This is a genomic window from Streptococcus suis, assembly GCF_024509555.1.
GTDB classification, from domain to species: domain Bacteria; phylum Bacillota; class Bacilli; order Lactobacillales; family Streptococcaceae; genus Streptococcus; species Streptococcus suis_AD.
The window spans coordinates 179,719-206,576 of the sequence record NZ_JAMWEL010000001.1; the positions used below are offsets into that span (position 1 = coordinate 179,719).

Consider the following 26,858-nt stretch of genomic DNA (forward strand, 5'->3'; position numbering starts at 1 on the left):
GTGAATAATAGAAGTAGGAGAGTCTATAGTAATGCATTTATGAAAAACTTTTAGAATCGCTCTTTCTGTGCAGATAATTTCTTGACTCATAGAAGTTATAACAATATAATAAAATAAGCGAGGTACAAAAAAATGATTGATGAAGCTTTTTTAAAAAAATTGAAACGTATATCAAGAATATATAATTTTTTATGTTTGATGTGGATTCCATATATCGGTTTCTTGTTATATTGGATGACTCAAGATGAAACCCTTCTTGCTCAGTTGATTTTAATGATTTTTATTATCCCAGCAGTATTTCAACCTCTGTTCTGGTATATTATGCTAGGGGGGCTTCTCTGGGTTTTTACAGGGATATATTCTGATGAATATTCTATTTTACTAGGGAATGAGACGACATTTCTCAAAAAAGATAAAGAAAGTGATTCTCCAAAAAAGTCAGAGAGTTCAATTCCTTTATTGTTATTTTACTGGACACTTTTCAAATGATTTTTATATAGAAAAATATACAGTCCTTGCTACGATGGCATTCGAGTGTACTATCAATTCTTGACTTTCAAAAGAAGGATAAGATAATAAAACAAAAGTGAGGTGAGAGTGATGAATAGACCTAAAAGACCACCAACAATTCAGATTATTCTTAGGATAATTTATGTTATTGCATTGATTTATTATTTATGTAACGGTAATGTTTTTTTGATTATGTCATTATTATCACCGGAATCGGTCTGTTTTTTTCTCCAATACCCTACTTTATTCTGATTGGATATCTTTTATTCCAAAATTATAATGATATTTTTTATCCATAATCCATGGATAACATATAATTAACACAACACCTTTTTAGGTGTTTTTTGTATCCAAAATCAAAGAAAGGAGCACGAATGGCTACACCTCTTGGCGCAATGCGAATTGAACTAGAATTAGATAGTTCAAAGTTTTCGAGTGGACTAAATGCCAGTAAGAAGGCTGTTAATTACTTTAAAGCTGAACTAGATGGTGATGGGGTTTATTCAATTTCAGCAGAATTGAGTTTTTTTGATATAATGTTCAATATGAATGTAATCATCACAACCAGTCTTCGAATGAACCATGACCTGATTTTACAGGCTAGGGAAATAGCAGAGCAGCTCAATCTAAACTATCAAGACCGTCGAAAGAGGTCAGTCCAGTCTATCCTAGCAGAAACAGAAGCTGACGCGGTGCTTGTGGTCTATCAGGGTCAGCTAGTTTTGGAAGAAAAAAATGGACAACGCTTCTTTTTCCACCCTGACACAGCTATCCTGCGTATCAAATCTGGAAGAGATCCACTCTTGGAATTGCTAGGACCTGATAAACAAACCGTCCTGGACTGTACCATGGGACTGGCGTCTGATAGTATTGTCTTAGCTAGTGCGGGTCATCAGGTGACAGCCTTGGAAAGTTCACAGCTTATTCATTTTATGGTGAGCCGAGGTCTGAAAGAGTTTGATAGTGGCAATGAAGCGGTTAATCAAGCCATGCGGTATATTCAGCCGATTTGGACGGACAGTCTGACTTACTTACTGACACAAGCCGACCAGTCAGTCGATGTGATTTATGTTGATCCCATGTTTTCGCAAGAGATTAAGGAATCTGATAATCTTAATGGTCTGAAACCTTTTGCCAATTATTCGGCCCTGTCTGAAGATTTTTTGAAAGAATGCAGGCGTGTGGCCGGAAGAAAAATCATTATCAAGGCTCATTTTAGAGATGAAGTTTTTGAAAAATTCGGCTTTGAACGCCACATCAGACACAATCAAAAATTTCATTATGGAGAAATCATTTTGGAGGAAAACGATGAAAATTTTAGTAACAGGTTTTGATCCTTTTGGTGGAGAGGCTATCAATCCAGCTTTAGAAACCATCAAGGCCTTACCTCGTACCGTAGCAGGCGCAGAGATTATGATTGTCGAAGTTCCGACTGTTTTTGATAAGGCTGCTCGTGTTTTGGAAGAAAAAATGGCAGAATTTCAACCTAATGTAGTGCTTTGCATTGGTCAAGCAGGGGGGCGAGTAGATTTGACACCTGAGCGCGTGGCCATCAACCAGGATGACGCTCGCATTCCTGACAATGAGGGACAGCAGCCCATTGACAGAACTATCCGTCCAGATGGGCCAGCAGCATATTTTTCAACCCTGCCTATAAAGGCCATGGTAGAAGCTATTCGTTCTGCTGGCATTCCAGCTTCAGTTTCTAATACTGCTGGTACCTTTGTCTGCAACCATCTCATGTATCAGGCCCTATATCTGGCTGAAAAATCCTTCCCTAAAACGAGGGCCGGTTTTCTCCATATCCCCTATCTTCCTGAGCAGGTATTGGACAAGCCAGGTGTTCCGTCCATGTCCCTTGAGGTGATTGTCAAAGGCATAGAGGCGGCCATTTCAGCTATTATAGCCTATGCGGACAAGGAAGATATCAAAACTGTTGGAGGGGCGACGCATTGATGGATGGAAAATGGCAGAGCAGACAGCGTGTTGAACAGATGGAAAGCATATTTAATTCCCAAATCCAGCTCGTTTCAGCATTACAAACAATTCTAGAACAGGTTGAAACAAGCCAGCCAGCTTATTTGGAATTACTGGACTATTACCAAAGTTCGACCTTCCTAGAAGATATGGACTTGGCTGATAGAGGGGAATTCAAACATCTTCCCTGCGGTGTCCTGAGTGAAGATGGTGTCTATAATTTGCTAGTTGATAGAAAAGAATTGACCAAAATGATGATAAAATGTATTCATTTACTTGAAAATTAAATTTTATAAAAGTGTCAAGTTTTTTTCTTGACACCAGATCGAAGTATGTTATAATAGAACATGTGATAAATAGCTCTGCTATTTCACTGAATAAAAAAATATAAAGAAAAGAGAACATTTTAAAATGGCAGTAAAAATCCGTTTGACTCGTATGGGTTCTAAAAAGAAACCTTTCTACCGTATTAACGTTGCAGACTCACGCGCTCCACGCGATGGTCGTTTCATCGAAACAGTTGGTACTTACAACCCACTTTTGGCTGAAAACTCAGTAACTCTTAAAGAAGAGCGTGTACTTGAATGGTTGGCAAAAGGTGCACAACCATCTGATACAGTTCGTAGCCTTCTTTCAAACGCTGGCGTATTGAAGAAATTCCACGAGCAAAAATTCTCTAAATAAGAACAGTAAGCGAGAACACTTATGGACATGATTGAAAATCTCATTATTGCGATTGTGAAACCTTTGATTTCACAGCCTGATAGCTTGACAATTAAAATTGTTGATACACCTGAATTTTTAGAATATCATTTGGATTTGGATAAATCTGATATTGGACGTATCATAGGGAAAAAAGGGCGCACAATTTCTGCAATCAGAACGATTGTCTACTCTGTTCCAACAAGTGATAAAAAAGTTCGTTTAGTGATCGACGAGAAAGAATAAGAAAGTCACCGTATGGTGGCTTTTAACTTAGAAAAAGGGGCTAGGCCCCTTTTTATCATCATTTAGTTTCCTCTTGATATTTAGAAATTTGATAGAGTAGGAAAACTTCAGGCCTACTAGATTTATACATGTTTAAGTAAGGTTTGATATATTTTATGTCGTCTAGTGATGCGACTAATAGAAAGGTGGATTTATGCGATTAATTTGGACTTATTTGAAAAAATACCCCAAGTGGCTTGCCTTGGACTTGTTCGGAGCATTCCTATTCATAGTAGTTAACTTGGGCTTGCCGACATTTTTGGCAAGAATGATTGACCAAGGGATTACAAAAAACAATGTTGGACAGCTTTACTACTGGGCAGGAATGATGGGATTGATTGTTTTGCTTGGTATTCTTGGACGCATTACTCTAGCCTATGCGGCTGGACAGCTAACAACCAATATCGTCAAGGATATTCGGAATGATTTGTATGAGAAAATTCAGGACTATTCTCATCATGAATATGAGCAGATTGGTGTTTCTTCTCTAGTTGCTCGCATGACCAACGATGCTTTTGTTTTGATGCAGTTTTCAGAAATGGTATTGAAGCTGGGAATTATCACACCTTTGATGATGGTTGCCTCGGTCATCATGACCTTGGTAACCAGTCCAAGCTTGGCCTGGACAGTAGCAGTAGCTATGCCGTTTCTAGTTTTTGTTATTTTCTATGTAGCTACTAAAACTCGTCCTCTCTCTGAAAAACAACAGAAACGATTGGATACGATTAACCAGTATGTTCGTGAAAATCTCATGGGCTTGCGGGTCATTCGTGCCTTTACGCGTGAAGAGTTCCAAGAAACTCGTTTTGCAGAGGTCAATGAAGAATATACTGAAACATCCAAAAAACTCTTTAACCTGACTGCGCTGACTGAGCCACTATTTGTGCAGATTATTATTGCCATGATTGTGGCTATTGTCTGGTTTGCCCTCCCTCCTTTGAAAGAGGGCAGTTTGCAGATTGGTGATTTGGTAGCCTTTATCGAATACAGTTTCCACGCCCTTTTCTCCTTCTTGCTCTTTGCCAACTTGTTTAATATGTATCCACGTATGTCGGTATCGAGCCAACGGATTCAGGAAGTCTTAGACATGCCGATTTCTATTTCTAAGAATGAGGACGGTATTACTGAAACAGATACTCGTGGCTATTTGGAATTTGAAAATGTAACTTTTGCTTATCCTGGTGAAACGGAGTCCCCTGTTCTCCACAATATTTCCTTCAAAGCTAAGCCTGGTGAAACCATTGCCTTTATTGGTTCAACAGGTTCTGGTAAGTCTTCCTTGGTCAACTTGATTCCGCGTTTCTATGATGTAACACTAGGACGAATCTTGGTGGACGGTGTGGATGTTAGACGCTACAATCTAAAGGCACTTCGTAGTAAGATTGGCTTTATTCCGCAGAAAGCTCTGCTATTTACCGGAACTATCGCGGAAAACTTAAAGTACGGTAAGATGGATGCTAGTCTTGCTGAACTTCATGATGCGACGGATGTGGCTCAGGCTAAGGAGTTTATCGAGAGTAAGGAAGAGAAATTCGACACCCATTTAGCAGAAGGTGGAAGCAACCTGTCAGGCGGGCAAAAGCAACGTTTGTCCATTGCGCGTGCTATTGTCAAACAGCCCGATATTTATATCTTTGATGACTCTTTCTCAGCCTTGGATTATAAGACGGATGCCATTTTGCGAGCTCGTTTGAAGGAAGTGACGGAGAATGCGACGGTGCTAATTGTGGCCCAACGGGTCGGGACCATTATGGATGCCGACCAGATTATCGTGCTGAATGAAGGTGAAATCGTTGGTCGCGGTACCCACAATGAATTGATGGAAAGTAATGAGATTTATCGTGAAATTGCCAATTCTCAGCTTAACCGTCAATCGCTGACAGAAGAATAGGAGGACTTATGAAGAATAAATCAGTATTTACTCGAGTTTGGGACTATTTGCGTCGTTACCAATCTTCTGTATTTTTAGCCGTTTTTCTAAAGACCATTAGCGCAGTCATGAATGCCTTGGAACCCTTTGTACTGGGACTAATCATTACTGAATTGACCAAGAATTTGTTGGATATTGCTAATGGTGTAGAGGGGGCGCAGATAAATGTTTCCTATATCGCCGTCATGCTTGGTCTGTACGCATTCCGTGCCCTCATGTATGAAATCGGCGCCTATGGTTCCAACTATTTTATGACCAAGGCTGTCCAAGGTGCGACCAAGGAATTGCGTCAGGATTTGAGTCACAAGATTAACAAAATTCCTGTTTCTTACTTTGATAAGCACCAATATGGTGACCTGCTGGGGCGATTTACCAGTGATGTGGAAACGGTTTCGAATGCCTTACAGCAAAGTTTTCTTCAGTTGGTTAATGCTGTCTTGACCCTCTCTCTAGCCATTTTCATGTGTTTCTGGTTGGATGTGTCATTAGCTCTCGTAGTCGTGACCTTGGTTCCTGTTACTTATTTTGGTTCCAAGTTTGTCATGGGCAAATCTCAGCCATATTTCAAGCAGCAGGCTGATGCTCTCGGTCGATTGAATGGCTTTGTCCAAGAAAATCTCACAGGCTTCAATGTCCTCAAGCTCTACGGCCGTGAAGAAATTTCTACAGAAGAATTTCGCCAGATAACTGCCGACTTGCAGGAAGTTGGTTTCAAGGCTAGTTTCATGTCTGGCTTGCTCATGCCCCTGGTTCATGGCTTGTCCAATATCGCCTATGTCGTCGTCGCCCTGCTTTCTGGTCTGAAAGTACTTGCAGGTACATTGACAGTAGGTAATATGCAGGCCTTCGTCCAATACGTCTGGCAGATTTCTCAGCCCGTCCAGACCTTGACCCAGTTGGCACCCCAGTTGCAGTCTGCCAAATCCTCCCTTGAACGCATCTTTTCAGTCCTAGACGAGCTTGATGAAGAAGACGCCAATGCGCTTGAGTTGACAGCTAATCTGACTGGACAAGTCAGCTTTGAACAGGTCGAATTTGGCTATTCAGAAGATAAGCCGCTTATCCGTAACTTTAATCTTGATGTTGAACCAGGTGAAATGGTGGCTATCGTTGGACCAACAGGGGCTGGTAAGACAACCCTCATCAACCTTCTCATGCGTTTCTATGATGTCACATCCGGTGCTATCAAGGTGGATGGCCAGGACATTCGAAATATTTCCCGTCAATCCTACCGTAGTCAATTTGGTATGGTCTTGCAGGATGCTTGGCTCTACGAAGGGACAATCAAGGAAAACTTACGTTTTGGTCGTCTGGATGCGACGGATGAGGAAGTTGTGGAAGCTGCTAAAGCTGCCAACGTTGACCACTTTATCCGTACCCTGCCTGGTGGTTACAACATGGAAATGAACCAGGAATCCAGCAATATTTCCCAAGGTCAGAAACAGCTTTTGACCATTGCGCGTGCCTTGTTGGCAGACCCTGCTATCCTGATTCTTGACGAAGCGACTTCATCAGTCGATACGCGTTTGGAACTTTTGATTCAAAAAGCCATGAAACGTTTGATGAAGGGGCGGACAAGTTTTGTCATCGCCCACCGTCTATCAACCATTCAGGAAGCTGATAAGATTTTGGTCTTGAAAGATGGACAGATTATCGAACAAGGTAACCATGAAAGTCTTTTGGCAGATAAAGGTTTTTATTACAATCTTTATCAAAGTCAGTTTAGTCAATCCAAATAAAATGACTCCCTTGTCAGTGAAGACAGGGAGTTTAGTGTTTAATAGGCAATTTCAGCTAGTAGATTTTCTGCTGTAGTAGTTGGGAGGATGCGAACACGATTGAGGGTCAGTAGCCCATCACTTGCTGAAGCAAGGCCATTATTGGTTGTGACACCTAATTTGTAGCCAGCCTGTTCCGTCAAGGCAACGGTATCTGCTGAGTATCGTCCACCAGGGTAGGCGATAGCGATGGTTTCTTGATTTAATTGGCTATCTAGATAGGCCTTGGACGAGGTTAGTTCAGTTATTTGCGTTTCAAAGCTGCTATATTCCAGGTCAGGATGGTTGACTGTGTGGCCTTGGAAGGACAGACCAGCAGCCTGCATTTCCTTAATTTGTTCAATGGTCAGGTGTCCAGCCTGTCCATACTCAGTAAATCCTGTTATGACATTGTTGGTTGCTTTCATTTGATATTTCTTGAGTAGGGGATAAGCGTGGCTGTAGAAATCCCAGAGGCTATCATCAAAGGTTAGCCAGACCACTTTTTTGCCAACAGGTAGAACATTTTCAGTTAGTACCTTATAGGCTTCTTCAGGAGATAAAGTATAGTAGCCCGCATCATTTAATGCTTTAAGGTGACTTTCAAAGGTTGCAGGATCTACAATTAAATTTGCATTTGGAGCTTCCTCGGGTGCCATGACGTGTATGGCGTGGTACATGAGAATTGGAAGTTTGACAGGTTCAGACTGGACTTCCCACGTGATGTCTGTTTGACTAGAAGAGTTGACATCAGTTGTTTCAGTGGATGTTGATGAAGTAATTACTTGTTGGGTCTGAATGACATTCGACTGACTTGTTGATATGTTTTTATGCAGGAGGGAAAACAGTATAGCTACTAGGCCTAAGAGTGGCAATAAGCCACATATCATGAGGATTGTCAGCAATTTGGTCTGTTTCTTCTTTTTTGTATATTTTGTTTTTCTTGATTGGTTCATCTAGCCTAATTCTCCTATCTTTTGTAAGCTAATTATACCAAATTTTTTGCCAAATTGTTGGACTATCTGATATAATAGGAGAAATACTTTTTAAAGGAGATCACATGGTCGTTAAGATTGGATTATTAGGTTTCGGTACAGTAGCAAGTGGCGTGCCATTTTTATTGACTGAGAATACGGAAAAAATTGAAAAGGCAGCGCAGGACAGTATCGAGGTTGCAAAAGTTCTTGTCAAAGATGATGCAGAGAAAGAACGCTTGTTGGCTACGGGACATAACTATAATTTTGTGACAAATATTGACGAGATTTTAGCTGATGAAGAAATTGCTATCGTCGTTGAATTGATGGGACGTATCGAACCGGCTAAAACCTTCATCACTCGCGCCTTGGAATCAGGTAAGCATATTGTTACAGCGAACAAGGATTTGTTGGCGGTTCATGGTAGCGAATTACGTGCCTTGGCTGAAGAAAAGGGGCTGGCACTTTATTATGAGGCTGCTGTAGCAGGTGGTATTCCAATCTTGCGTACTTTGGTTAACTCATTGGCTGCTGACAAGGTCACTCGTATCCTTGGTGTCTTGAATGGTACATCAAACTTCATGTTGACAAAGATGGTGGATGAAGGTTGGACCTACGAAAAAGCTCTTCAAACAGCTCAGGAACTTGGTTATGCAGAATCAGACCCAACCAATGACGTTGAGGGAATTGATGCAGCCTACAAGGCAGTTATCCTCAGTCAATTTGCCTTTGGTATGACAGTTGATTTTGAACATGTGGCTCACAAGGGTATCTCAAATATCACGCCAGAGGATGTGGCAGTGGCGCAAGAATTGGGCTATGTCATCAAACTAGTGGGAGATATTCAAGAAACCACCACAGGTATTTCTGCCGAGGTATCCCCAACATTCCTACCGAAAAATCATCCACTGGCTAGCGTAAATGGTGTGATGAACGCTGTCTTTGTGGAGTCAATCGGTATCGGCCAATCTATGTACTATGGACCAGGGGCGGGTCAAAAGCCGACTGCAACAAGTGTTACAGCAGATATTATTCGTATCGTTCGTCGTTTGAAAGACAAAACTATCGGCAAAGCCTTTAACGAATACAGCCGTCCGCTTCAATTAGCTGCTCCAAGCGATGTTAAAAGTGAGTACTATTTCTCAATTGTTGCACCAGATAAGAATGGAAAAATGCTTCGTTTGGCAGAGATTTTCAATTCTGAGGAGATTTCCTTTAAGCAAATTCTGCAACAAGCTGCCAATGGTGAAACTGCTCGCTTGGTCATTGTAACTCATGAAATGAGCAAGACACAATTAGAAAATGTAACAGCTAAATTGGCTCAAGAAGCAGACTTTACGGTCTTGAATACCTTCAAGGTGTTGGGAGAATAAGGCATGAAAATTATTATTCCAGCAACTTCAGCTAATATTGGTCCGGGTTTTGACTCAGTTGGTGTTGCCCTTTCGAAATATCTAACGATTGAAGTGTTTGAAAAGACTGATGAATGGATTATTGAACATAATTTAGACCATGTTCCATCTGACAAAAATAATCTGTTGATAAAAACTGCACTGAAAGTATCTAAGAACTTGCAACCACATCGGATCAAGATGACCAGTGATATTCCGTTGGCGCGTGGTTTGGGCTCTTCAAGTTCTGTCATTGTAGCAGGAATTGAGTTGGCTAATCAATTAGCTGGATTGAATATGACTGCAGATGACAAATTACTTAAAGCAACGGAAATTGAAGGGCATCCTGATAATGTGGCTCCTGCAATTTACGGTAATCTGGTTATTGCTAGCTATGTCAACAAAAAGGTTCAGGCAGTCGTAACAGAATTCCCAGATGCTAGTTTTGTTGCCTTCATTCCAAACTACCCACTGCGCACAGTTGAAAGTCGTGGAGTGTTGCCTTCACAAATTGGCTACAAGAAAGCAGTGGCTGCTAGTGCCATTTCCAATGTGGCTATCGCAAGCTTGATGGTTGGTGATTTGGAAAAGGCTGGTAAAGCCATTCAGTCAGATATGTTCCACGAACCCTTCCGTCAATTGTTGGTCAAAGAATTTTGTCCAATCAAGCAAACAGCACAAGAACTAGGAGCCTACGCAACCTATCTTTCAGGTGCTGGACCAACAGTTATGGTATTGGCTCCAAAGGATAAGGAAGATGCAATTGTCTCTGCACTTGAACAATTGGACTTAGACGGCACAGTTCACCGTCTTCATGTAGATAAAAAGGGAATACAGGTCTTATAGCCTCCAAATTTTGTATGGATTGACATAGAAATCGTTTGTGATTATTCAACTTGCAAACGATTTTTATATAGGTTATAATATCAGTATACTTGTGAATAGTAGGGAGATTGTCATGAAAATATACAAGAACTATATCTTTGATTTTTATGGTACATTGGTTGATATTGTAACAGACGAGAATAAGTTGGATCTGTGGGAAAAATTGGCAGCTGTTTACAATTCTTTTGGTTGTTCCTACGGAGCAAGACAGTTGAGGAATGCATTTTATTCTTTAACAAGCGAAGAAGAAGTAGATTTGATTCGGACCAGTCCACATCAGTATGTAGAAATTGATTTAGAAAAAGTCTTTCTACGTCTATACACAGAGGCTGAGTCTTTACGCCAAAAGGAGACTGCTCCAATTGATTTGAAAACCTTTAGCCAATCGGTTGCAGCCATTTTTAGGGTCTTGTCGCGAGAGAAACTTGAGATTTTTGCCAACACTCTGACAGTTTTACAAAAATTGAAAGATGAGGGCGCTAGGCTTATCATAATGTCCAATGCGCAACGGATATTTACACAGTCAGAACTTGAATTGACAGGTTGTGCAGACTTAGTTGACAAAATCTATCTGTCATCTGATTACCAAATGAAAAAACCAGATGCCGATTTTCTTCAGCTAGTTTTGGAAGAAAATCAACTTAATCCGGAAGAAACTGTAATTATAGGAAATGATCTTTCAGCTGATATTGCCATCGCTCAGACAGCTGGAATTGATGGGATATTGTTGAATACTTTCCCCTACAGTTGGGACGAGATTGAGGCCTATCGGTCAAAAGGCTGGAACTTTGCAATTATCAATGATATTCTCGAATTGCTTGACTAGTTTTGGGATTTACCAAGTGATAGAATACTCAACAAGAGTGAAATTGAATCTTCACTCTTTCCTTATTTATGAAACTGGCTAATAAGAATAGATCGAATTGACAGCATGGGTGAAATAATGATTATCAAGGAAGATAAATCCGATTTTAGAAAAATATGTATTTTCATGTTATAATGTAACCATGGTATTATCAAAAAAACGTGCTAGAAAAGTTATCGAAGAAATTATCGCCCTTTATCCAGATGCTAAGCCTAGTCTGGATTTCCGCAACCATTTTGAATTGGTCTGTGCAGTACTTTTATCTGCTCAGACAACAGATGCTGCCGTAAACAAGGCAACTCCAGGTTTGTTCGAGGCTTTCCCAACACCTCAAGCCATGGCAGCAGCAGAGGTGAAGGACATCGAGCCTTACATTTCGCGCTTGGGCTTGTATCGTAATAAGGCTAAGTTTTTGAAAGAATGTGCCCAGCAGTTACTAGACCGACATAATGGCATCGTCCCGCAGACGAGAGAAGAATTAGAGGCCTTAGCGGGTGTGGGGAGAAAAACGGCCAATGTTGTTTTAAGTGTCGGTTTCGGAATTCCCGCCTTCGCAGTTGATACCCACGTGGGTCGGATTTGCAAGCACCACGACATTGTCAAAAAATCGGCTACTCCTCTAGAAACGGAAAAGCGGGTTATGGAGGTCTTACCACCAGAACTCTGGCTGCCAGCTCACCAGGCTATGATTTATTTTGGACGAGAAGTCTGCCATCCCAAAAATCCTGACTGTGAAAAATTCCCACAATTATATGAATTTGATTAAAAATCTTCAGTTTTTGAAGATTTTTTTCGTTTTCTTGTCAGAAATATCTAGCTAAATCAGAACGTTTTTAAAATTATTCAACATAAAAACTGTTAAAATGAAACTATGCGAATATTCGATTGGATTCTATTTGAATAATTTATATAAAAACGAACATTGGATCGTGAACACTCTTTGATATTGACAAAAAACAAACAATAAGCTATAATTATAGATGTCGGTTAAGGAAAAGCGAACAAAATCCTGTTTCCTAATACAAAAATCATTTAAAAACGAACAGAGGAGAAGCCCATGTTTAATGAAACACCTGTTTTTGACTACGAAGATATTCAGCTCATTCCAAATAAATGTATCATCAATAGCCGTTCCGAGGCAGATACAACAGTGACTCTTGGGAAATATAGCTTTAAATTACCAGTTGTTCCAGCTAATATGCAGACTATTATTGATGAAGATGTGGCAGAAATGCTTGCCAAAGAAGGGTATTTCTACATCATGCACCGTTTTGATGAGGAGGGGCGTATTCCTTTCGTGAAGCGCATGCATGACCAAGGCTTGATTGCTTCCATTTCGGTTGGTGTGAAAGACTATGAATATGACTTTGTTTCTAGTTTAAAAGCTGACGCGCCTGAGTTTATTACCATTGATATTGCGCATGGTCATGCTGATAGCGTGATTAAAATGATCAAGCATATCAAGAAAGAATTGCCTGATACCTTTGTCATTGCTGGGAATGTTGGCACACCTGAAGCTGTTCGTGAGTTGGAAAATGCTGGTGCAGATGCAACAAAAGTTGGCATTGGTCCAGGTAAGGTCTGCATCACCAAGGTCAAAACTGGTTTTGGTACAGGTGGTTGGCAGCTGGCTGCCCTTCGTTGGTGTTCAAAAGCAGCCCGTAAACCAATTATTGCGGACGGTGGTATCCGTACCCACGGAGACATTGCCAAATCCATCCGCTTTGGTGCAAGCATGGTCATGATTGGTTCCCTCTTTGCTGGTCACATCGAAAGCCCAGGAAAGACGGTAGAAGTAGACGGCAAACAGTTTAAAGAATACTACGGCTCTGCGTCTGAATACCAAAAAGGTGCTTATAAGAACGTGGAAGGCAAAAAAATTCTTCTGCCAGCCAAAGGACATTTGAAAGATACCCTGGTTGAAATGGAACAGGATTTGCAATCATCCATTTCTTATGCTGGCGGTCGTGACATTACCAGCTTGAAGCATGTGGATTATGTCATCGTGAAAAATTCAATCTGGAATGGGGATTCTATCTAATTAAAGAGGACTTGCAAAGCAGGTCCTTTTCTTGTTACAATATGTATATAAAATTGAAAGAGAATAAGCATGTACCAAACAAGAAATAACAAAGAGAAGCTCTGGCTCTTTATCAAAATTTTTTTGCCCATTTTAATTTATCAATTTGCTAATTATTCGGCCTCCTTCATTGATACCATGATGACTGGCCAGTACAGTACAATGGATTTAGCCGGTGTTTCCATGGCAACTAGCCTTTGGAATCCCTTGTTCTCATTTTTGACAGGTATTGTGTCAGCTCTTGTCCCGATTATTGCCCACTATTTGGGAAAAGGTGAAAGAGATAAGATCCGTGAGGAGTTTCATCAGTTTGTCTATTTGGCCCTTGGACTGACGGCAATCCTCTTACTCTTGGTCTATCTTTTTGCCGTTCCGGCTCTGGCTCGTTTCAACTTGGATGAAGCTGTTTTTCAGGTTGGTCGGCAGTACCTCTACTATATCTCCATCGGCATCTTGCCCCTCTTACTGTTCAGCGTCTGCCGATCCTTTTTCGACGCCCTAGGTTTGACCCGCCTATCTATGTACCTCATGTTGCTTCTGGTTCCCTTTAACAGCCTCTTTAACTATCTCTTGATTTATGGGAAAATGGGCCTACCGGCCCTGGGCGGAGCAGGTGCTGGATTGGGTACTGCTTTAGCATACTGGGCCGTGTTACTCGTAATTGTCCTTGTCATGTGCAAAAATAAGACCATTTCTTCGTATCAGATTTGGCGTTGGAGTCCGCTTGACCTTTCTTTATTGAAGGAAGGCTTGAAAATTGGTTTGCCAATTGGTTTGCAAGTCTTTGCAGAAGTGGCTATTTTTGCAGTAGTTGGTCTCTACATGGCAAAATTTTCTGCACAGATTATCGCAGCCCACCAGTCAGCTATGAACTTTGCGACATTATTATATGCCTTTCCTGCCTCAGTTTCTTCAGCCCTAGCTATTGTCATTGCTTATGAAGTAGGGGCTAAACGACTACAGGATGTGAAAGCCTACAGTCGTTTGGGACGATTAGTAGCGCTAGGATTTGCAGGTCTGACCCTAACCTTCCTTTATTTTTTCCGATCCAAAGTTGCCTATCTCTACGGAACGGATGCAGACTTTGTCCGACTGACCTCACATTTTCTAAGCTTTGCCCTCATGTTCCAATTGGCAGATGCCTATACAGCTCCAATTCAAGGAATTTTGCGGGGCTACAAGGATACGACTGTCCCGTTTGTACTTGGCTTGGTTGCTTATTGGTCCATGACCTTTCCGGTTGCCTTTTTCCTGGAAAGATTTTTCCATCTGGGACCAGAAGCCTATTGGATCGGTCTGATTTCAGGTATTTTTGTTTGCGGGATTGCCCTAAGATTGCGTTTGAGGAAAGTTGCTAGTGTTCAATAGATTTCTTATGTTTGTGATTGATAGATTTTTGAGCTTGATATAATTTACTAAAAAAGGTTGGGTTCTTATATGAAAAAGAGATGGTTGATTTTTGTTGTTTTATCTAGTATTTCCTTGTTGCTTGCTTATCAAGTTGTGAAGAAAACTGAAATTCGTTTACCTCAAGCTGACCAGATTGTAATCAGTAACCAAGATAGATTAGAGATAAAAACTTTGGAAGGTAGTGAAATGAGCGATTTTCTATCGGAGCTTTCCCAAATCCATCCCTATCTTTTCAAAAATGCTAGCAACCATGACCAGCCCGTCGGGGTAGAAGAGTATTATCAACTAACCTTTCAACCCAATAACAAAATAGCCTATCTCTATGAGAAAAATGGCAAGACCTATTTGGAATTTCCCTATGAACTGACGGTCAGAACTAAAAAGCCTCTGTCTGAGTTGATAGACTAGATGAAGTCGGAGCAATCTGGCTTTTTTCTTTGCTTGAGAAAATAACCTCGTCATGATAAAATAAAGGGATAGAAAATCAGATGGAGAAGTTATGAATTATTTTAACGTAGGTAAGATTGTTAACACCCAAGGCTTGCAAGGAGAAATGCGTGTTTTGTCTGTAACGGATTTTGCAGAAGAACGTTTTAAAAAAGGTGCAAAATTGGCTTTGTTTAATGACAAGGACCAGTTTGTCATGGAAGTTGAAATTGCCAGTCACCGCAAGGCTAAGAACTTTGATATTATCAAGTTCAAGGGTATGTACCACATCAATGATATTGAGAAGTACAAGGGATTTAGTTTGAAAATTGCGGAAGAAAATTTGTCTGACCTTGAAGACGGTGAGTTTTATTATCATGAAATTATTGGTTTGGATGTTTATGAAAATGACCAATTGATTGGACAAATCAAGGAAATCTTGCAACCTGGTGCTAATGATGTTTGGGTGGTCAAACGCAAAGGGAAGAAAGACCTGCTCTTGCCTTACATTCCGCCTGTTGTCTTGAACATTGATATTCCAAACAATCGCGTAGATGTGGAATTGCTTGAGGGCTTGGACGATGAGAATTGATATTTTGACCCTCTTCCCAGAAATGTTTGCTCCGCTAGAACATTCTATTGTGGGCAAGGCACGTGACAAGGGCTTGCTAGAAATCAACTACCATAATTTTCGTGAGAAAGCTGAAAAGGCTCGCCATGTGGATGATGAGCCCTATGGTGGTGGTCAAGGGATGTTGCTTCGAGCTCAACCGATTTTTGACACCATGGATAGCATTGAACAAACCAAGCCCCGTGTAATCTTGTTGGATCCTGCTGGTAAAACGTTTAATCAGGCCTATGCAGAAGAATTGGCGAAGGAAGAGCAGTTAATTTTTATCTGTGGTCATTACGAGGGCTATGATGAGCGGATTAAGACCCTGGTGACAGACGAGATTTCTCTCGGAGATTATGTTCTGACCGGAGGGGAATTGGCGGCCATGACGATGATTGATGCCACCGTTCGCCTAATTCCAGAGGTCATCGGCAAGGAAGTCAGCCATACGGACGATAGTTTTTCTTCTGGTTTATTGGAATATCCTCAGTACACTCGTCCCTACGAATATCGAGGGATGGTAGTGCCAGATGTTCTCATGAGTGGCCACCATGAAAATATTCGAAAATGGCGTCTGGAAGAAAGCCTACGAAAAACCTATCAACGTCGTCCAGATTTGCTAGAAAATTACCAATTTACAGATGAAGAGTTAGCTATTTTTGAAAAAATCAAAGCAGAAGACACAGTTGATTAGACTGTGTTTTCATGTTCAAAGGAGAAAATTATGAAACGTCAGGTATTTGAAGACTACCAACCTTATAAAATAAAACATAAGGCTAGATTTGACTTGGGAAATAATGAAAATCGCATTATTGATTGGTCCTTTTTACCGCAAAAGACCTTAGAGAGCTTAGAAGTTGGTCAATTGAGCTTTTACGGTGACAATACATACTCAGAGTTGATTGAGAAATATGCGACCTATCTTGGAGTAAGTCCCAGACAGGTGACGGTGGGAGTTGGCTCCGACCACCTCATTCATATGATTGTTTCCACCTTTATGGAAAAGGATGATACATTCTTGACGGTCAATCCTGATTTCTTCATGTATGAAACCTATAACCAGATGCATGGTAGTCGGTTTGAAGCTATTGACTTGGAGGAGAAAGATGGGACCTTGGTTTTGCCAGTTGAGAATTTGTTGGCGTGTGCTCAGGAAACCAATGCAAAAATTCTCATGCTTTCCAACCCCAACAATCCTTCATCGGTCGCCTATTCTATGGAAGAATTGGAAAGGTTAGCGACTTCTTTCAAGGGATTACTAGTTATTGACGAGGCCTATATTGAATTTGCGGAAGTTAAAAGTTTCATCAGTCGACTTGAATACTATGAGAATGTCTTAGTTTTACGCACACTTTCCAAAGCTTTTGGTCTAGCAGGCTTAAGAATTGGTTTTGCGGTTGGAAGTGAAGAACTAATTTATGAGCTAGACAAGGTTATCCCACCTTTTAGCCTATCAAACTTAACGGCTCATATGGCTACAGTTGCCTTGGATTACAAAGAAAAAGTAATAGAAACGGTTGAAACAATTGTCAAACTGCGTCAAGAAATGGTTGCTTTTTTAGAACAATTAGAAGATTGTCATGTCCTGCCAAGTCAGACCAGTTTTGTGACCTTCAAGGCCCCATGGGCAGAAGAGTTACACCGACAAGCCTTGGCACAGGATTGGAATTTCAAATACTATCCAACAGGGAAATTAGCAGATTACATTCGCCTGTCCGTTGGCCGACCAGAAGAGATGGCTATGCTTAAAGAGATGGTCAAATCAATGATAGAGAGGGGAACAATTTCGTAAGAGATTGTTCTTTTTTGAAGAAAATTGACATTTTTTGAAAGATTTTGCTAGAAAATGATTGACATTGATGGTTTTTAGTGTATAATGGTTTTTGTAAACGATTGCAGGAGGTGTTGGACATTCTCAAATCAGAACGCAAGCAAGTCATATTAGAACGCATTCAAGCACAACAATTTGTCCGACTGGAAGAGTTGGTTGACATTCTAGCAACATCTGAATCCACTGTTCGTAGGGATTTGGACGAGTTAGAAAATGAAGGAAAGCTTCGAAGAGTACATGGCGGTGCAGAAGCACCAGCTAAATTGCAACTGGAAGAATCCATTCTTGAAAAATCTGTCAAAAACGTTCAAGAAAAACGAATGATTGCCGAAAGAGCAGCTCAGTTGATCATGGACGGCGATGTGATTTTCCTTGATGCAGGAACAACGACTAGTTTACTGATTGATTATCTTCAACAGGAAAATCTGACAGTCGTAACCAATTCCATTAACCACGCTGTCAAGTTGGTTGAACGCAAGATAAAGACCATTATAATTGGTGGTTATGTCAAGCAATCGACAGATGCTTCAGTAGGTGCAGTGGCTTTGGAACACATTCGACAGCTCAATTTTGATAAGGCCTTTTTGGGAATGAATGGTATTGATAAAAACTATTTTACAACGCCAGATATTGAGGAAGCGACCATCAAACGTACCATCATAGACAATGCAAAAGAAAGCTATGTTTTAGCTGATGCGTCAAAAATTGGTCAATTCTCCTTTGTTAAAGTTGCTGTAATCGAAAAATCCAACATTATCTGCCAATCTTCAGAAAGCAGTTTGTTGGACATCATAAAAGAGAAAACGAGGGTAATCGAGGTATGATTTATACAGTTACGCTCAATCCAGCGATTGATTATATTGTTCGACTAGACCATGTCGAGACGGGCAGTGTCAATCGTATGGAGAGCGACGATAAGTATGCCGGTGGTAAGGGAATCAACGTTAGCCGTGTTTTGAAGCGTTTAGGCTATCCAAACACAGCGACAGGATTTCTAGGCGGTTTTACCGGTCAGTTCATCAAGGATGGATTGGTTGCTGAAGGCATTGATACCGATTTTGTTCAGGTAGACCAAGATACGCGGATTAACGTGAAAATCAAGGCTGACCAAGAAACGGAAATCAACGGTTTAGGTCCAATTGTGACCGATATTCAATTGGCAGAACTAGAAATGGTTTTGGCTGGATTGACTAAAGATGACACAGTTGTCTTTGCTGGTTCAGCACCAGCTAGCCTTGGTAATGAAGTCTACAATAGACTGATTCCTGTGGCGAAAAAAGCAGGAGCACAAGTTGTCTGTGACTTTGAAGGTCAAACACTTCTAGACTCACTAGCACACCAGCCACTCTTGGTCAAGCCGAACAATCATGAATTGGAAGCTATTTTCAATGTTGAATTGCAGGGGATAGCAGACATCGAGACCTATGCTAAGAAAATCTTAGAAATGGGTGCTCAGAATGTGATCATTTCTATGGCAGGGGACGGAGCCTTGTTGGTCACTCCAACGGCAACTTACTTTGCCAAACCAATCAAGGGAACGGTGAAAAATTCTGTCGGTGCTGGAGATTCCATGGTGGCAGGGTTTACTGGCGAATACGTTCGCTCACAAGACCCAATTGAGGCCCTAAAATGGGGAGTTGCTTGCGGTACGGCAACAGCCTTTTCAGACGATTTGGCAAGTATCGAATTTATTAAGGAAACTTATGAAAAAGTTGAGGTAGAAACACTATGAAAATTCAAGACGTTTTGAGAAAAGATGTCATGTTGCTTGATTTGCAAGCGACAAGCAAGGAAGCAGTCATCGATGAAATGATTGCTAGCTTGGTAGAAAAAGGATACGTAACTGATTTTGATGTTTTCAAAACAGGTATCATGAACCGTGAAGCACAGACAACAACAGGTCTTGGTGATGGAATTGCAATGCCACATGCTAAGAATGCGGCTGTAAAAGAAGCGACTGTTCTCTTTGCAAAATCAAACAAGGGTGTTGACTATGCAAGTCTTGATGGTCAACCAACTGACTTGTTCTTCATGATTGCGGCTCCAGAAGGTGCTAACGATACACACTTGGCTGCCCTTGCGGAATTGTCTAAATACTTGATGAAGCCTGGATTTGCTGATAAACTTCGTGGTGTTTCTAGCCCAGAAGAAGTCATTTCAGTCTTTGACGCAGCTGAAGCAGCAGATAAGTCTGCTGAAGAAGTAGTAGTAGCTCCAAGCGGTGATCGTCCATTTATCGTTGCAGTTACAGCATGTACAACAGGTATTGCTCATACTTACATGGCAGAAGAAGCACTTAAGAAACAAGCTGCTGAAATGGGTGTTGATATCAAGGTTGAAACAAACGGTGCATCAGGTGTCGGAAACAAACTAACTGCTGAAGACATCAAGAATGCAGCAGGTGTTATCATTGCAGCAGATAAGGCTGTTGATATGCCACGTTTCAATGGTAAACCATTGGTATCTCGTCCAGTTGCTGCTGGTATCAAACAAGCAGAAGAATTGATTAACATCATCTTGGATGGTAAAGCATCAGCCTATACAGCAACAGAAGGAGCAGCTACTGTGGAATCTTCAGAAAAACTTAGCCTTGGTAAAGCATTCTATAAACACTTGATGAGCGGTGTTTCTCAAATGTTACCATTCGTTATCGGTGGCGGTATCTTGATTGCCCTTGCCTTCTTATTTGATAACCTGTTGGGAGTTCCAAACGAAAACCTCAGCAGCCTAGGTTCGTACAATGAACTTGCATCTATGTTTATGAGTATCGGTGGTGCAGCCTTTGGCTTCATGTTGCCGCTACTTGCAGGATATATTGCTTTCTCAATCGCTGAAAAACCTGGTTTGGTCGCAGGTTTCGTAGCGGGTGCTATTGCAAACAATGGCCTTGCTTATGGTAAGATTACTTACGGAGCTGCAACTTCTGAAATCCCTGCTGCAGTGTCATCAGGTTTCTTGGGCGCCCTTGTTGGTGGTTTCCTTGCTGGTGGTGTAGTTCTTGTTCTTCGTAACGCATTGCGTAACATGCCAAAATCACTCCAAGGTTTGAATGCAATCTTGCTCTTGCCACTTTTGGGTACAGCTATCACTGGTTTCTTGATGTTCTTCGTTAACATCCCAATGGCAGCAATTAACACTGGTATGAACAACTTCCTTGCTGGTCTTGAAGGTAGCTCTGCTATTCTCCTTGGCCTTGTCCTCGGAGGTATGATGGCAGTCGATATGGGTGGTCCAGTCAACAAGGCAGCTTATGTCTTCGGTACAGGTACACTTGCAGCGACTGTTGCAGATGGTGGTTCTGTTGCCATGGCAGCGGTAATGGCAGGTGGTATGGTTCCTCCGTTGGCAGTATTCGTTGCAACCCTTCTTTACAAAAATAAATTCACGCAAGAAGAGCGTAACTCAGGTTTGACAAACATCGTTATGGGTCTTTCATTCATCACTGAAGGTGCCATTCCATTTGGTGCTGCTGATCCAGCTCGTGCAATCCCAAGCTTTATCGCAGGTTCTGCTCTTGCAGGTGCCTTGGTAGGTTTGTCAGGTATCCAATTAATGGCTCCACACGGTGGTATCTTCGTTATCGCTTTGACTTCTAACCCTCTACTTTACCTTGCTTATGTAGCAATCGGTGCGGTTGTATCAGGTGTTCTTTATGGAGCTCTTCGTCAAGCTAAATAAGTTTTTATACCTTGTCTTTTGGCAAGGTTTTTTAGCTATTTCATGCGGAATGTGGTATAATATGAGTATTACTGTTATTAGAGGAGTCTAGAGATGGAAATTATTCGCGATAAAGAATTTGTCAATCAGTATCATTTTGATGCACGTAACCATGAGTGGGAAAAAGAAAATGGCATTCCTGAAACCAAGCTGAAAGTAGATTTCCAGTTGATTGAGCAAAATAAAGAAGAAAATAAGACAGCTATGATTACCATTCTTCGGTTTATGATTGTTTTGAATCATTTTGTGATTTCAGGAGCAATGAGTCAAGCAGTTCAATTACCAAATCGCTATATCCAAGAACCGACTGAATTTACTGATGAGGAAAAACGCGAATTAGTAGATCCCTTGTTAAATATTTTGAAACGCATGACTTATGAGGTGACTGAAATTGCATTCGACGCACCTGGGGTAAATTTGGAGTTTTAATATGAAATTAGCAGTTATAACTGACTCATCAGCTGTTTTAGGGATCGAGCGTGAGGACTTATTTGTCTTAGATATCCCAGTCAATATTGAAGGGGTAAACTATGTCGAAGGTCAAAACTTGACAGTTGAGGAATTTTATCAAAAAATGGCCTCGTCAAAAGAATTGCCTAAAACAAGTCAACCAAGTTTGATGGAATTAGAAGATATCTTGGGAAGCTTAAAAGAAAAAGGTTATACTCACGCGCTGGGCTTATTCTTATCATCAGGTATTTCAGGTTTTTATCAAAATATTCAATATTTGGCTGATGAATTTGAGGGTTTGACAGTTGCCTTTCCAGATACCAAAATCACTTCAGCACCTTTAGGTATGATGGTTGAAAATGTTTTCAAATGGGCTGACTCTGGACTTAGTTTTGACGAAATTTTAGGCAAGCTGGACCAAGAAATTGGAAAGACCACAGCCTTTATTATGGTCGATGACCTTAATCACCTAGTGAAAGGCGGTCGCTTGTCCAATGGGGCAGCCTTGTTAGGCAATCTCTTGAGTATCAAACCGATTCTGTATTTTACAGGCGAGGGAAAGATAGAAGTCTATGAAAAAGTGCGGACGGAGAAGAAGGCCATTAAACGCTTAATCGAAATTCTCCAAGAGCAAACGACTGACGGACAGTATCAGATTGCTATTATTCACGCCAACGCACCTGAAAAGGCTGAAAACTTTAAGCAGCAGTTGGAAGAAGCAGGTGTTGGTAGCGATTTGCCAATCGTGTCATTTGGTTCAGTCATCGGTACACACTTGGGAGAAGGGGCAGTGGCCTTCGGTATTTCTCCCATTATTGAATAGGAGTTTTCATGACAATTAAGGTAATTATCGCAGGATTCAAAGGGAAAATGGGCTCTACAGCTGTTGAAATGGTCAAAGGTGACGCAGAACTGAGTCTGGCTGCCTTGGTGGATCCATTTGCGACAGAAACAGAAGTGGACGGAGTTCCTGTTTTCAAGTCAAAAGAAGAAGTGGCTGGCCTAGAAGCTCATGTCTGGGTGGATTTTACAACGCCAAAATTTGCCTATGAAAACACCCGTTTCGCCTTGGAAAATGGTTTCGCACCTGTGGTTGGAACGACAGGATTTACCCCTGAAGAAATCGAGGAATTGAGCGTCTTATCTGCTGAGAAGGGCTTGGGTGGCTTGATTGCTCCTAACTTTGCAATCGGAGCGATTTTGCTCATGCAATTCGCAGCTCAGGCAGCCAAATATTTCCCAAATCTTGAAATCATCGAATTGCACCATGACAAGAAGAAGGATGCACCGAGTGGAACGGCTGTTAAGACAGCTGAACTCATTTCACAAGTACGTCAGTCACAAGTTCAAGGTGCAGCGGATGAAGAAGAATTGATTGCCGGAGCACGTGGTGCAGAATTTGATGGATTCCGTATTCACTCGGTTCGTTTGCCAGGCCTTGTTGCCCATCAGGAAGTGATTTTTGGTGCGCAAGGTGAAGGCTTGACCATTCGTCATGACTCTTACGATCGTATTTCCTTTATGGGCGGTGTCAACCTCGGCATTAAAGAGGTAGTCAAACGCTCACAACTTGTATATGGTTTGGAACACTTATTATGAAATTAAACAATCTGCCTTCTGAGTTTCAGGAGGCTTTGCCGATTTTAGAGAAAATTAAAGCAGCTGGCTTTGAGGCTTACTTTGTTGGTGGCTCCGTGCGGGATGCCATTTTGGGCCGACCTATTCATGATGTCGACATTGCCACTTCCAGCTATCCGCAAGAAACCAAGCAGATTTTTCCTCGGACTATCGATGTGGGGATTGAGCATGGAACTGTCCTAGTCTTGGAAGGTGGCAAAGAGTATGAAATCACGACTTTTCGGACAGAGGAAGAGTATGTTGACTTCCGTAGGCCGAGCCAGGTTTCCTTTGTACGTTCCTTGGAAGAGGACCTCAAACGCCGTGACTTCACGGTTAATGCCTTTGCCCTTGACGAAGAGGCCCAAATCATTGACCTTTTTAATGGGCTGACTGACTTGGAAAACCGTACCCTACGGGCTGTTGGTATTCCGTCAGAACGATTCAACGAAGATGCCCTCCGTATCATGCGTGGATTTCGCTTTGCAGCGACCTTGGACTTTGAAATTGAGCCGACTACCTTTGAAGCCATGGTTCAAACTGCACCGCTTTTGGAAAAAATCTCTGTAGAACGTAGTTTTATCGAGTTTGATAAGCTCTTGGTAGCTCATTTTTGGCGAAAAGGCTTGCGAGCTATGATTGATTCCAAGGCTTACAATTTCTTGCCTGATTTAGCTGGAAAAAGTGATGAATTAGAGGCCATGCTAACAAGTTTGACAGAGGAATTTCGCTTTTCGACATCTGAACAAGCTTGGGCCATGCTCTTTGTCTGCCTAGGTATTGATAACATCAAATCCTTCCTGAAAAAATGGAAAACCAGCAATGATTTTCAACGCAGCGTGGTCAAGTTGGTAGAGATTTATCAGCTCCGCCAAGCAGGGCCTGTCACCAAGCAAATCTGTTTCAAGTATGGCAAAGAATTCTTGTACTTGGTAGAGGAACTCCGTCAAGCACAGGGGTTGACTACAGATTTTGAAGCAATTGACCAGATCGATCAAGCATTGACCATTCATGACAAGCATGAAATTGTTGTCAACGGCGGTCATCTGATGAAGGCATTTGACCTCAAACCAGGTCCAGTATTGGGCAATTTGCTCAAAGAGGTGGAATTCCAGATTGTGGAAGGACAGCTGGAAAACGAAGAGCAAGCGATTATGACATTTGTGAAAGGAATCTTAGAGAATGAGTGATTTTATCGTTGAACACCTGACTAAATCTGTCGGAGATAAAACGGTCTTTGCTGATCTGTCTTTCATCATCCATCAAGGTGACCGTATCGGGATTATTGGGGTCAATGGTACAGGGAAGACGACTTTGTTGGATGTCCTGTCAGGTCGCATCGGTTTTGACGGAGATGTATCACCTTTTCGTACAAAAAATGCCTATAAAATTGCCTATCTGACCCAGGAACCTGATTTTGATGAAAGTAAGACAGTTTTAGATACCGTTCTTTCTTCTGACCTCCGTGAAACCCAGTTGATCCGTGAATACGAGCTGCTCTTATCTCATTACGATGAAGCTAGTCAAGCAAGACTGGAAAAGGTGATGGCTGAGATGGATTCTCTCAATGCTTGGGAGATTGAAAGTCAGGTCAAGACTGTCTTGTCGAAACTCGGTCTAACAGACCTCAACAAAACCGTTGCTGAGTTATCAGGTGGTCTACGTAGACGAGTGCAATTGGCCCAAGTCCTCCTTGGCAATGCTGACTTGCTCTTGCTGGATGAACCGACTAACCACCTGGACATTGATACCATTGAGTGGTTGACGACTTTCTTGAAAAATACTAAAAAGTCTGTTCTCTTTATTACCCACGATCGCTATTTCTTGGACAATGTGGCGACACGGATTTTTGAATTGGACCGCGCCAGCTTAACCGAATATCAGGGAAATTACCAGGACTATGTTCGCTTAAAGGCAGAACAGGACGAGCGAGATGCCGCCCTTCGCCATAAGAAAGAGCAGCTCTACAAACAAGAGTTGGCTTGGATGCGCAGACAACCTCAAGCTCGTGCTACCAAGCAACAGGCCCGTATCAATCGTTTCCATGACCTTAAAGGCGATTTAGCCAACAAGATAGACGATAGCGAATTGGAAATCAATTTTGAAACCTCTCGTATCGGTAAAAAAGTCATTAACTTTGAAAATGTCAGCTTTTCCTATCCTGATAAGCCCATTTTAGCAGACTTTAACCTGCTCATTCAAAACAAGGACCGCATAGGAATTGTCGGTGATAATGGTAAAGGAAAATCTACCTTACTCAATCTAATCGCAGGCGACTTACAGGCAGACAGCGGTAAGGTAGATATTGGCGAAACCATCCGTATCGGCTACTTCTCGCAAACAATCAAAGGACTAGACGAAAGCAAGCGGGTCATCAATTTCTTGCAGGAGGTGGCCGAAGAGGCTAAAACGACATCTGGTATGGTTTCTATCGCAGAACTCTTGGAGCAATTCCTCTTCCCACGTAATACTCATGGTACACTGATTGAAAAGTTATCAGGTGGGGAGAAAAAGCGACTTTATTTGCTGAAAATTCTCTTGCAACGGCCCAATGTTCTCTTACTGGACGAGCCAACCAACGACTTGGACATAGCGACTCTGACAGTCTTGGAACATTTCTTGCAGGGCTTTGCTGGTCCAGTTATCACTGTTAGTCACGACCGTTATTTCCTAGACAAGGTAGCCAATAAAATCTTGGCTTTCGAAGATAGCGGTATAGAGACCTTCTTTGGCAACTACACAGACTATCTGGATGAGAAGGCCTTTCTGGCTTCCAGCTCTGCCATTTCCTTGGAAAAACCAAAGGAGAAAACCGAGAAAATCAAAGAGAACAAGAAGCGGATGTCCTACTTTGAGAAGCAGGAATGGGCGACCATCGAAGAGGATATTGCTGGCTTGGAGGAGCGGATTGCGGAAATCGAGGCGGAAATGCTAACTTGTGGCAGTGATTTTACAAAATTGTCCGATTTGCAGCAGGAATTGGATGATAAAAACGACCTGCTCTTGGAAAAATATGAGCGGTATGAGTATCTGAGCGAGTTGGAGGGCTAGATGAAAGTTCTTGTCATGTCTTATATGGTCATCTATCTCTTGGTGACCTTGGGTGCAGCCCTCTATAGCTATTTTATGACCAAAAAAATGAATGCTTTGCGCTTGATGATGACGGTCTTATCCATGATCCTGCTAGCTGTTTCACTCTATTTTTACAGTCAGGCCTATCACGACTTGCAGATGGTGGGATTTGCCATGGGATTTACCTTCATTTCCACTCTTTTTCTCTATAATGGAACCAAGGAAGGTAGCAATTTTACGACAGTTATGCTCTTTTCCATTGGAAGGTTTATCTTACATATTCAATTTTTAATTTTGCTCTATCTCTTTCGATAGAGCAATTTTTTATCCGTACAAATTTTTGAAAAGGCTTTACGCAAACCTTTG

Annotated in this window: 28 protein-coding genes; 27 read left to right on the forward strand and 1 reads right to left on the reverse strand. The window is 41.6% G+C overall.

Annotation, left to right across the window (positions count from 1 at the left end):
* Positions 1-132: 132 nt before the first annotated feature.
* The 8 genes from NF418_RS00880 to NF418_RS00915 all read left to right on the forward strand — a co-directional run bounded on the left by NF418_RS00880 (position 133) and on the right by NF418_RS00915 (position 7,143).
* On the forward strand, positions 133-489 hold the full coding sequence (locus NF418_RS00880) for a hypothetical protein (protein ID WP_256778018.1): 357 nt from the start codon (positions 133-135) through the stop codon (positions 487-489).
* Positions 490-1,055: 566 nt separating this feature from the next.
* Positions 1,056-1,844, forward strand: coding sequence for a class I SAM-dependent methyltransferase (locus NF418_RS00885; RefSeq protein ID WP_256778057.1), 789 nt, complete (start codon positions 1,056-1,058; stop codon positions 1,842-1,844).
* On the forward strand, positions 1,819-2,466 hold the full coding sequence (pcp, locus tag NF418_RS00890; RefSeq protein ID WP_256778019.1) for a pyroglutamyl-peptidase I: 648 nt from the start codon (positions 1,819-1,821) through the stop codon (positions 2,464-2,466). Before NF418_RS00885 ends, pcp begins: the two co-directional genes overlap by 26 nt.
* Entirely contained in the window at positions 2,466-2,774 is a 309-nt protein-coding gene (locus tag NF418_RS00895) for a DUF4298 domain-containing protein (protein ID WP_256778020.1), read from the forward strand. Before pcp ends, NF418_RS00895 begins: the two co-directional genes overlap by 1 nt.
* A gap of 124 nt (positions 2,775-2,898) precedes the next feature.
* Positions 2,899-3,171, forward strand: coding sequence for a 30S ribosomal protein S16 (gene rpsP, locus NF418_RS00900; RefSeq protein ID WP_002940682.1), 273 nt, complete (start codon positions 2,899-2,901; stop codon positions 3,169-3,171).
* A 21-nt stretch (positions 3,172-3,192) separates the two neighbouring features.
* Positions 3,193-3,435, forward strand: coding sequence for a KH domain-containing protein (locus tag NF418_RS00905; protein WP_002940680.1), 243 nt, complete (start codon positions 3,193-3,195; stop codon positions 3,433-3,435).
* A gap of 193 nt (positions 3,436-3,628) precedes the next feature.
* Complete coding sequence (locus tag NF418_RS00910) at positions 3,629-5,365, forward strand: ABC transporter ATP-binding protein (RefSeq protein WP_256778021.1); 1,737 nt, start codon at positions 3,629-3,631, stop codon at positions 5,363-5,365.
* Between the two features lie 8 nt (positions 5,366-5,373).
* Positions 5,374-7,143: an ABC transporter ATP-binding protein gene (locus NF418_RS00915; RefSeq protein WP_256778022.1), complete on the forward strand. Its 1,770-nt coding sequence runs from the start codon at positions 5,374-5,376 to the stop codon at positions 7,141-7,143.
* 38 nt (positions 7,144-7,181) lie between these two features.
* Here NF418_RS00915 and NF418_RS00920 read toward each other — a convergent pair whose 3' ends face one another.
* Complete coding sequence (locus NF418_RS00920) at positions 7,182-8,117, reverse strand: polysaccharide deacetylase family protein (RefSeq protein WP_256778023.1); 936 nt, start codon at positions 8,115-8,117, stop codon at positions 7,182-7,184.
* Positions 8,118-8,221: 104 nt separating this feature from the next.
* Between NF418_RS00920 and NF418_RS00925 the strand changes: the two genes are divergently transcribed.
* The 19 genes from NF418_RS00925 (at position 8,222) to NF418_RS01015 (ending at position 26,807) form a co-directional block, all read left to right on the forward strand.
* Positions 8,222-9,508: a homoserine dehydrogenase gene (locus tag NF418_RS00925; protein WP_256778024.1), complete on the forward strand. Its 1,287-nt coding sequence runs from the start codon at positions 8,222-8,224 to the stop codon at positions 9,506-9,508.
* Between the two features lie 3 nt (positions 9,509-9,511).
* The gene (gene thrB, locus NF418_RS00930) at positions 9,512-10,372 is read left to right on the forward strand and encodes a homoserine kinase (RefSeq protein ID WP_256778025.1); all 861 of its coding nucleotides are present in this window, start codon (positions 9,512-9,514) and stop codon (positions 10,370-10,372) included.
* Between the two features lie 112 nt (positions 10,373-10,484).
* Complete coding sequence (locus NF418_RS00935; RefSeq protein ID WP_105109512.1) at positions 10,485-11,237, forward strand: HAD family hydrolase; 753 nt, start codon at positions 10,485-10,487, stop codon at positions 11,235-11,237.
* A 181-nt stretch (positions 11,238-11,418) separates the two neighbouring features.
* Positions 11,419-12,042: an endonuclease III gene (nth, locus tag NF418_RS00940; RefSeq protein ID WP_256778026.1), complete on the forward strand. Its 624-nt coding sequence runs from the start codon at positions 11,419-11,421 to the stop codon at positions 12,040-12,042.
* Positions 12,043-12,333: 291 nt separating this feature from the next.
* A complete protein-coding gene (gene guaC / locus NF418_RS00945) occupies positions 12,334-13,317 on the forward strand; it encodes a GMP reductase (RefSeq protein WP_256778027.1) in 984 nt (327 codons plus the stop codon).
* Between the two features lie 69 nt (positions 13,318-13,386).
* Positions 13,387-14,724, forward strand: a complete 1,338-nt coding sequence (locus tag NF418_RS00950; protein WP_256778028.1) for an MATE family efflux transporter — start codon at positions 13,387-13,389, stop codon at positions 14,722-14,724.
* A 69-nt stretch (positions 14,725-14,793) separates the two neighbouring features.
* The gene (locus NF418_RS00955) at positions 14,794-15,174 is read left to right on the forward strand and encodes a DUF5301 domain-containing protein (RefSeq protein WP_256778029.1); all 381 of its coding nucleotides are present in this window, start codon (positions 14,794-14,796) and stop codon (positions 15,172-15,174) included.
* Between the two features lie 91 nt (positions 15,175-15,265).
* On the forward strand, positions 15,266-15,784 hold the full coding sequence (gene rimM / locus NF418_RS00960) for a ribosome maturation factor RimM (RefSeq protein ID WP_023370422.1): 519 nt from the start codon (positions 15,266-15,268) through the stop codon (positions 15,782-15,784).
* Entirely contained in the window at positions 15,774-16,499 is a 726-nt protein-coding gene (gene trmD / locus NF418_RS00965) for a tRNA (guanosine(37)-N1)-methyltransferase TrmD (RefSeq protein WP_256778030.1), read from the forward strand. Before rimM ends, trmD begins: the two co-directional genes overlap by 11 nt.
* Before the next feature lie 30 nt (positions 16,500-16,529).
* The gene (locus NF418_RS00970) at positions 16,530-17,597 is read left to right on the forward strand and encodes a pyridoxal phosphate-dependent aminotransferase (protein ID WP_256778031.1); all 1,068 of its coding nucleotides are present in this window, start codon (positions 16,530-16,532) and stop codon (positions 17,595-17,597) included.
* 113 nt (positions 17,598-17,710) lie between these two features.
* A complete protein-coding gene (locus NF418_RS00975) occupies positions 17,711-18,460 on the forward strand; it encodes a DeoR/GlpR family DNA-binding transcription regulator (RefSeq protein ID WP_256778032.1) in 750 nt (249 codons plus the stop codon).
* Positions 18,457-19,368 carry a 1-phosphofructokinase gene (gene pfkB / locus NF418_RS00980; RefSeq protein WP_256778033.1) on the forward strand — a complete coding sequence of 304 codons (912 nt, stop codon included), beginning with the start codon at positions 18,457-18,459 and terminating at the stop codon, positions 19,366-19,368. The genes NF418_RS00975 and pfkB overlap by 4 nt, the downstream gene beginning before the upstream one ends.
* On the forward strand, positions 19,365-21,314 hold the full coding sequence (locus NF418_RS00985) for a PTS fructose transporter subunit IIABC (protein WP_256778034.1): 1,950 nt from the start codon (positions 19,365-19,367) through the stop codon (positions 21,312-21,314). Before pfkB ends, NF418_RS00985 begins: the two co-directional genes overlap by 4 nt.
* Before the next feature lie 93 nt (positions 21,315-21,407).
* Entirely contained in the window at positions 21,408-21,782 is a 375-nt protein-coding gene (locus tag NF418_RS00990) for a DUF1149 family protein (protein WP_172053194.1), read from the forward strand.
* Position 21,783: 1 nt separating this feature from the next.
* Entirely contained in the window at positions 21,784-22,626 is an 843-nt protein-coding gene (locus tag NF418_RS00995; RefSeq protein ID WP_256778036.1) for a DegV family protein, read from the forward strand.
* Positions 22,627-22,634: 8 nt separating this feature from the next.
* On the forward strand, positions 22,635-23,402 hold the full coding sequence (gene dapB, locus NF418_RS01000) for a 4-hydroxy-tetrahydrodipicolinate reductase (RefSeq protein WP_256778037.1): 768 nt from the start codon (positions 22,635-22,637) through the stop codon (positions 23,400-23,402).
* Entirely contained in the window at positions 23,399-24,610 is a 1,212-nt protein-coding gene (locus NF418_RS01005) for a CCA tRNA nucleotidyltransferase (RefSeq protein ID WP_256778038.1), read from the forward strand. The genes dapB and NF418_RS01005 overlap by 4 nt, the downstream gene beginning before the upstream one ends.
* Positions 24,603-26,471 (forward strand): ABC-F family ATP-binding cassette domain-containing protein, encoded by a 1,869-nt coding sequence (locus NF418_RS01010; RefSeq protein ID WP_256778039.1) that lies wholly within the window; start codon positions 24,603-24,605, stop codon positions 26,469-26,471. Before NF418_RS01005 ends, NF418_RS01010 begins: the two co-directional genes overlap by 8 nt.
* Positions 26,472-26,807 (forward strand): hypothetical protein, encoded by a 336-nt coding sequence (locus tag NF418_RS01015; RefSeq protein WP_256778040.1) that lies wholly within the window; start codon positions 26,472-26,474, stop codon positions 26,805-26,807.
* The last annotated feature ends 51 nt before the right edge of the window (positions 26,808-26,858 follow it).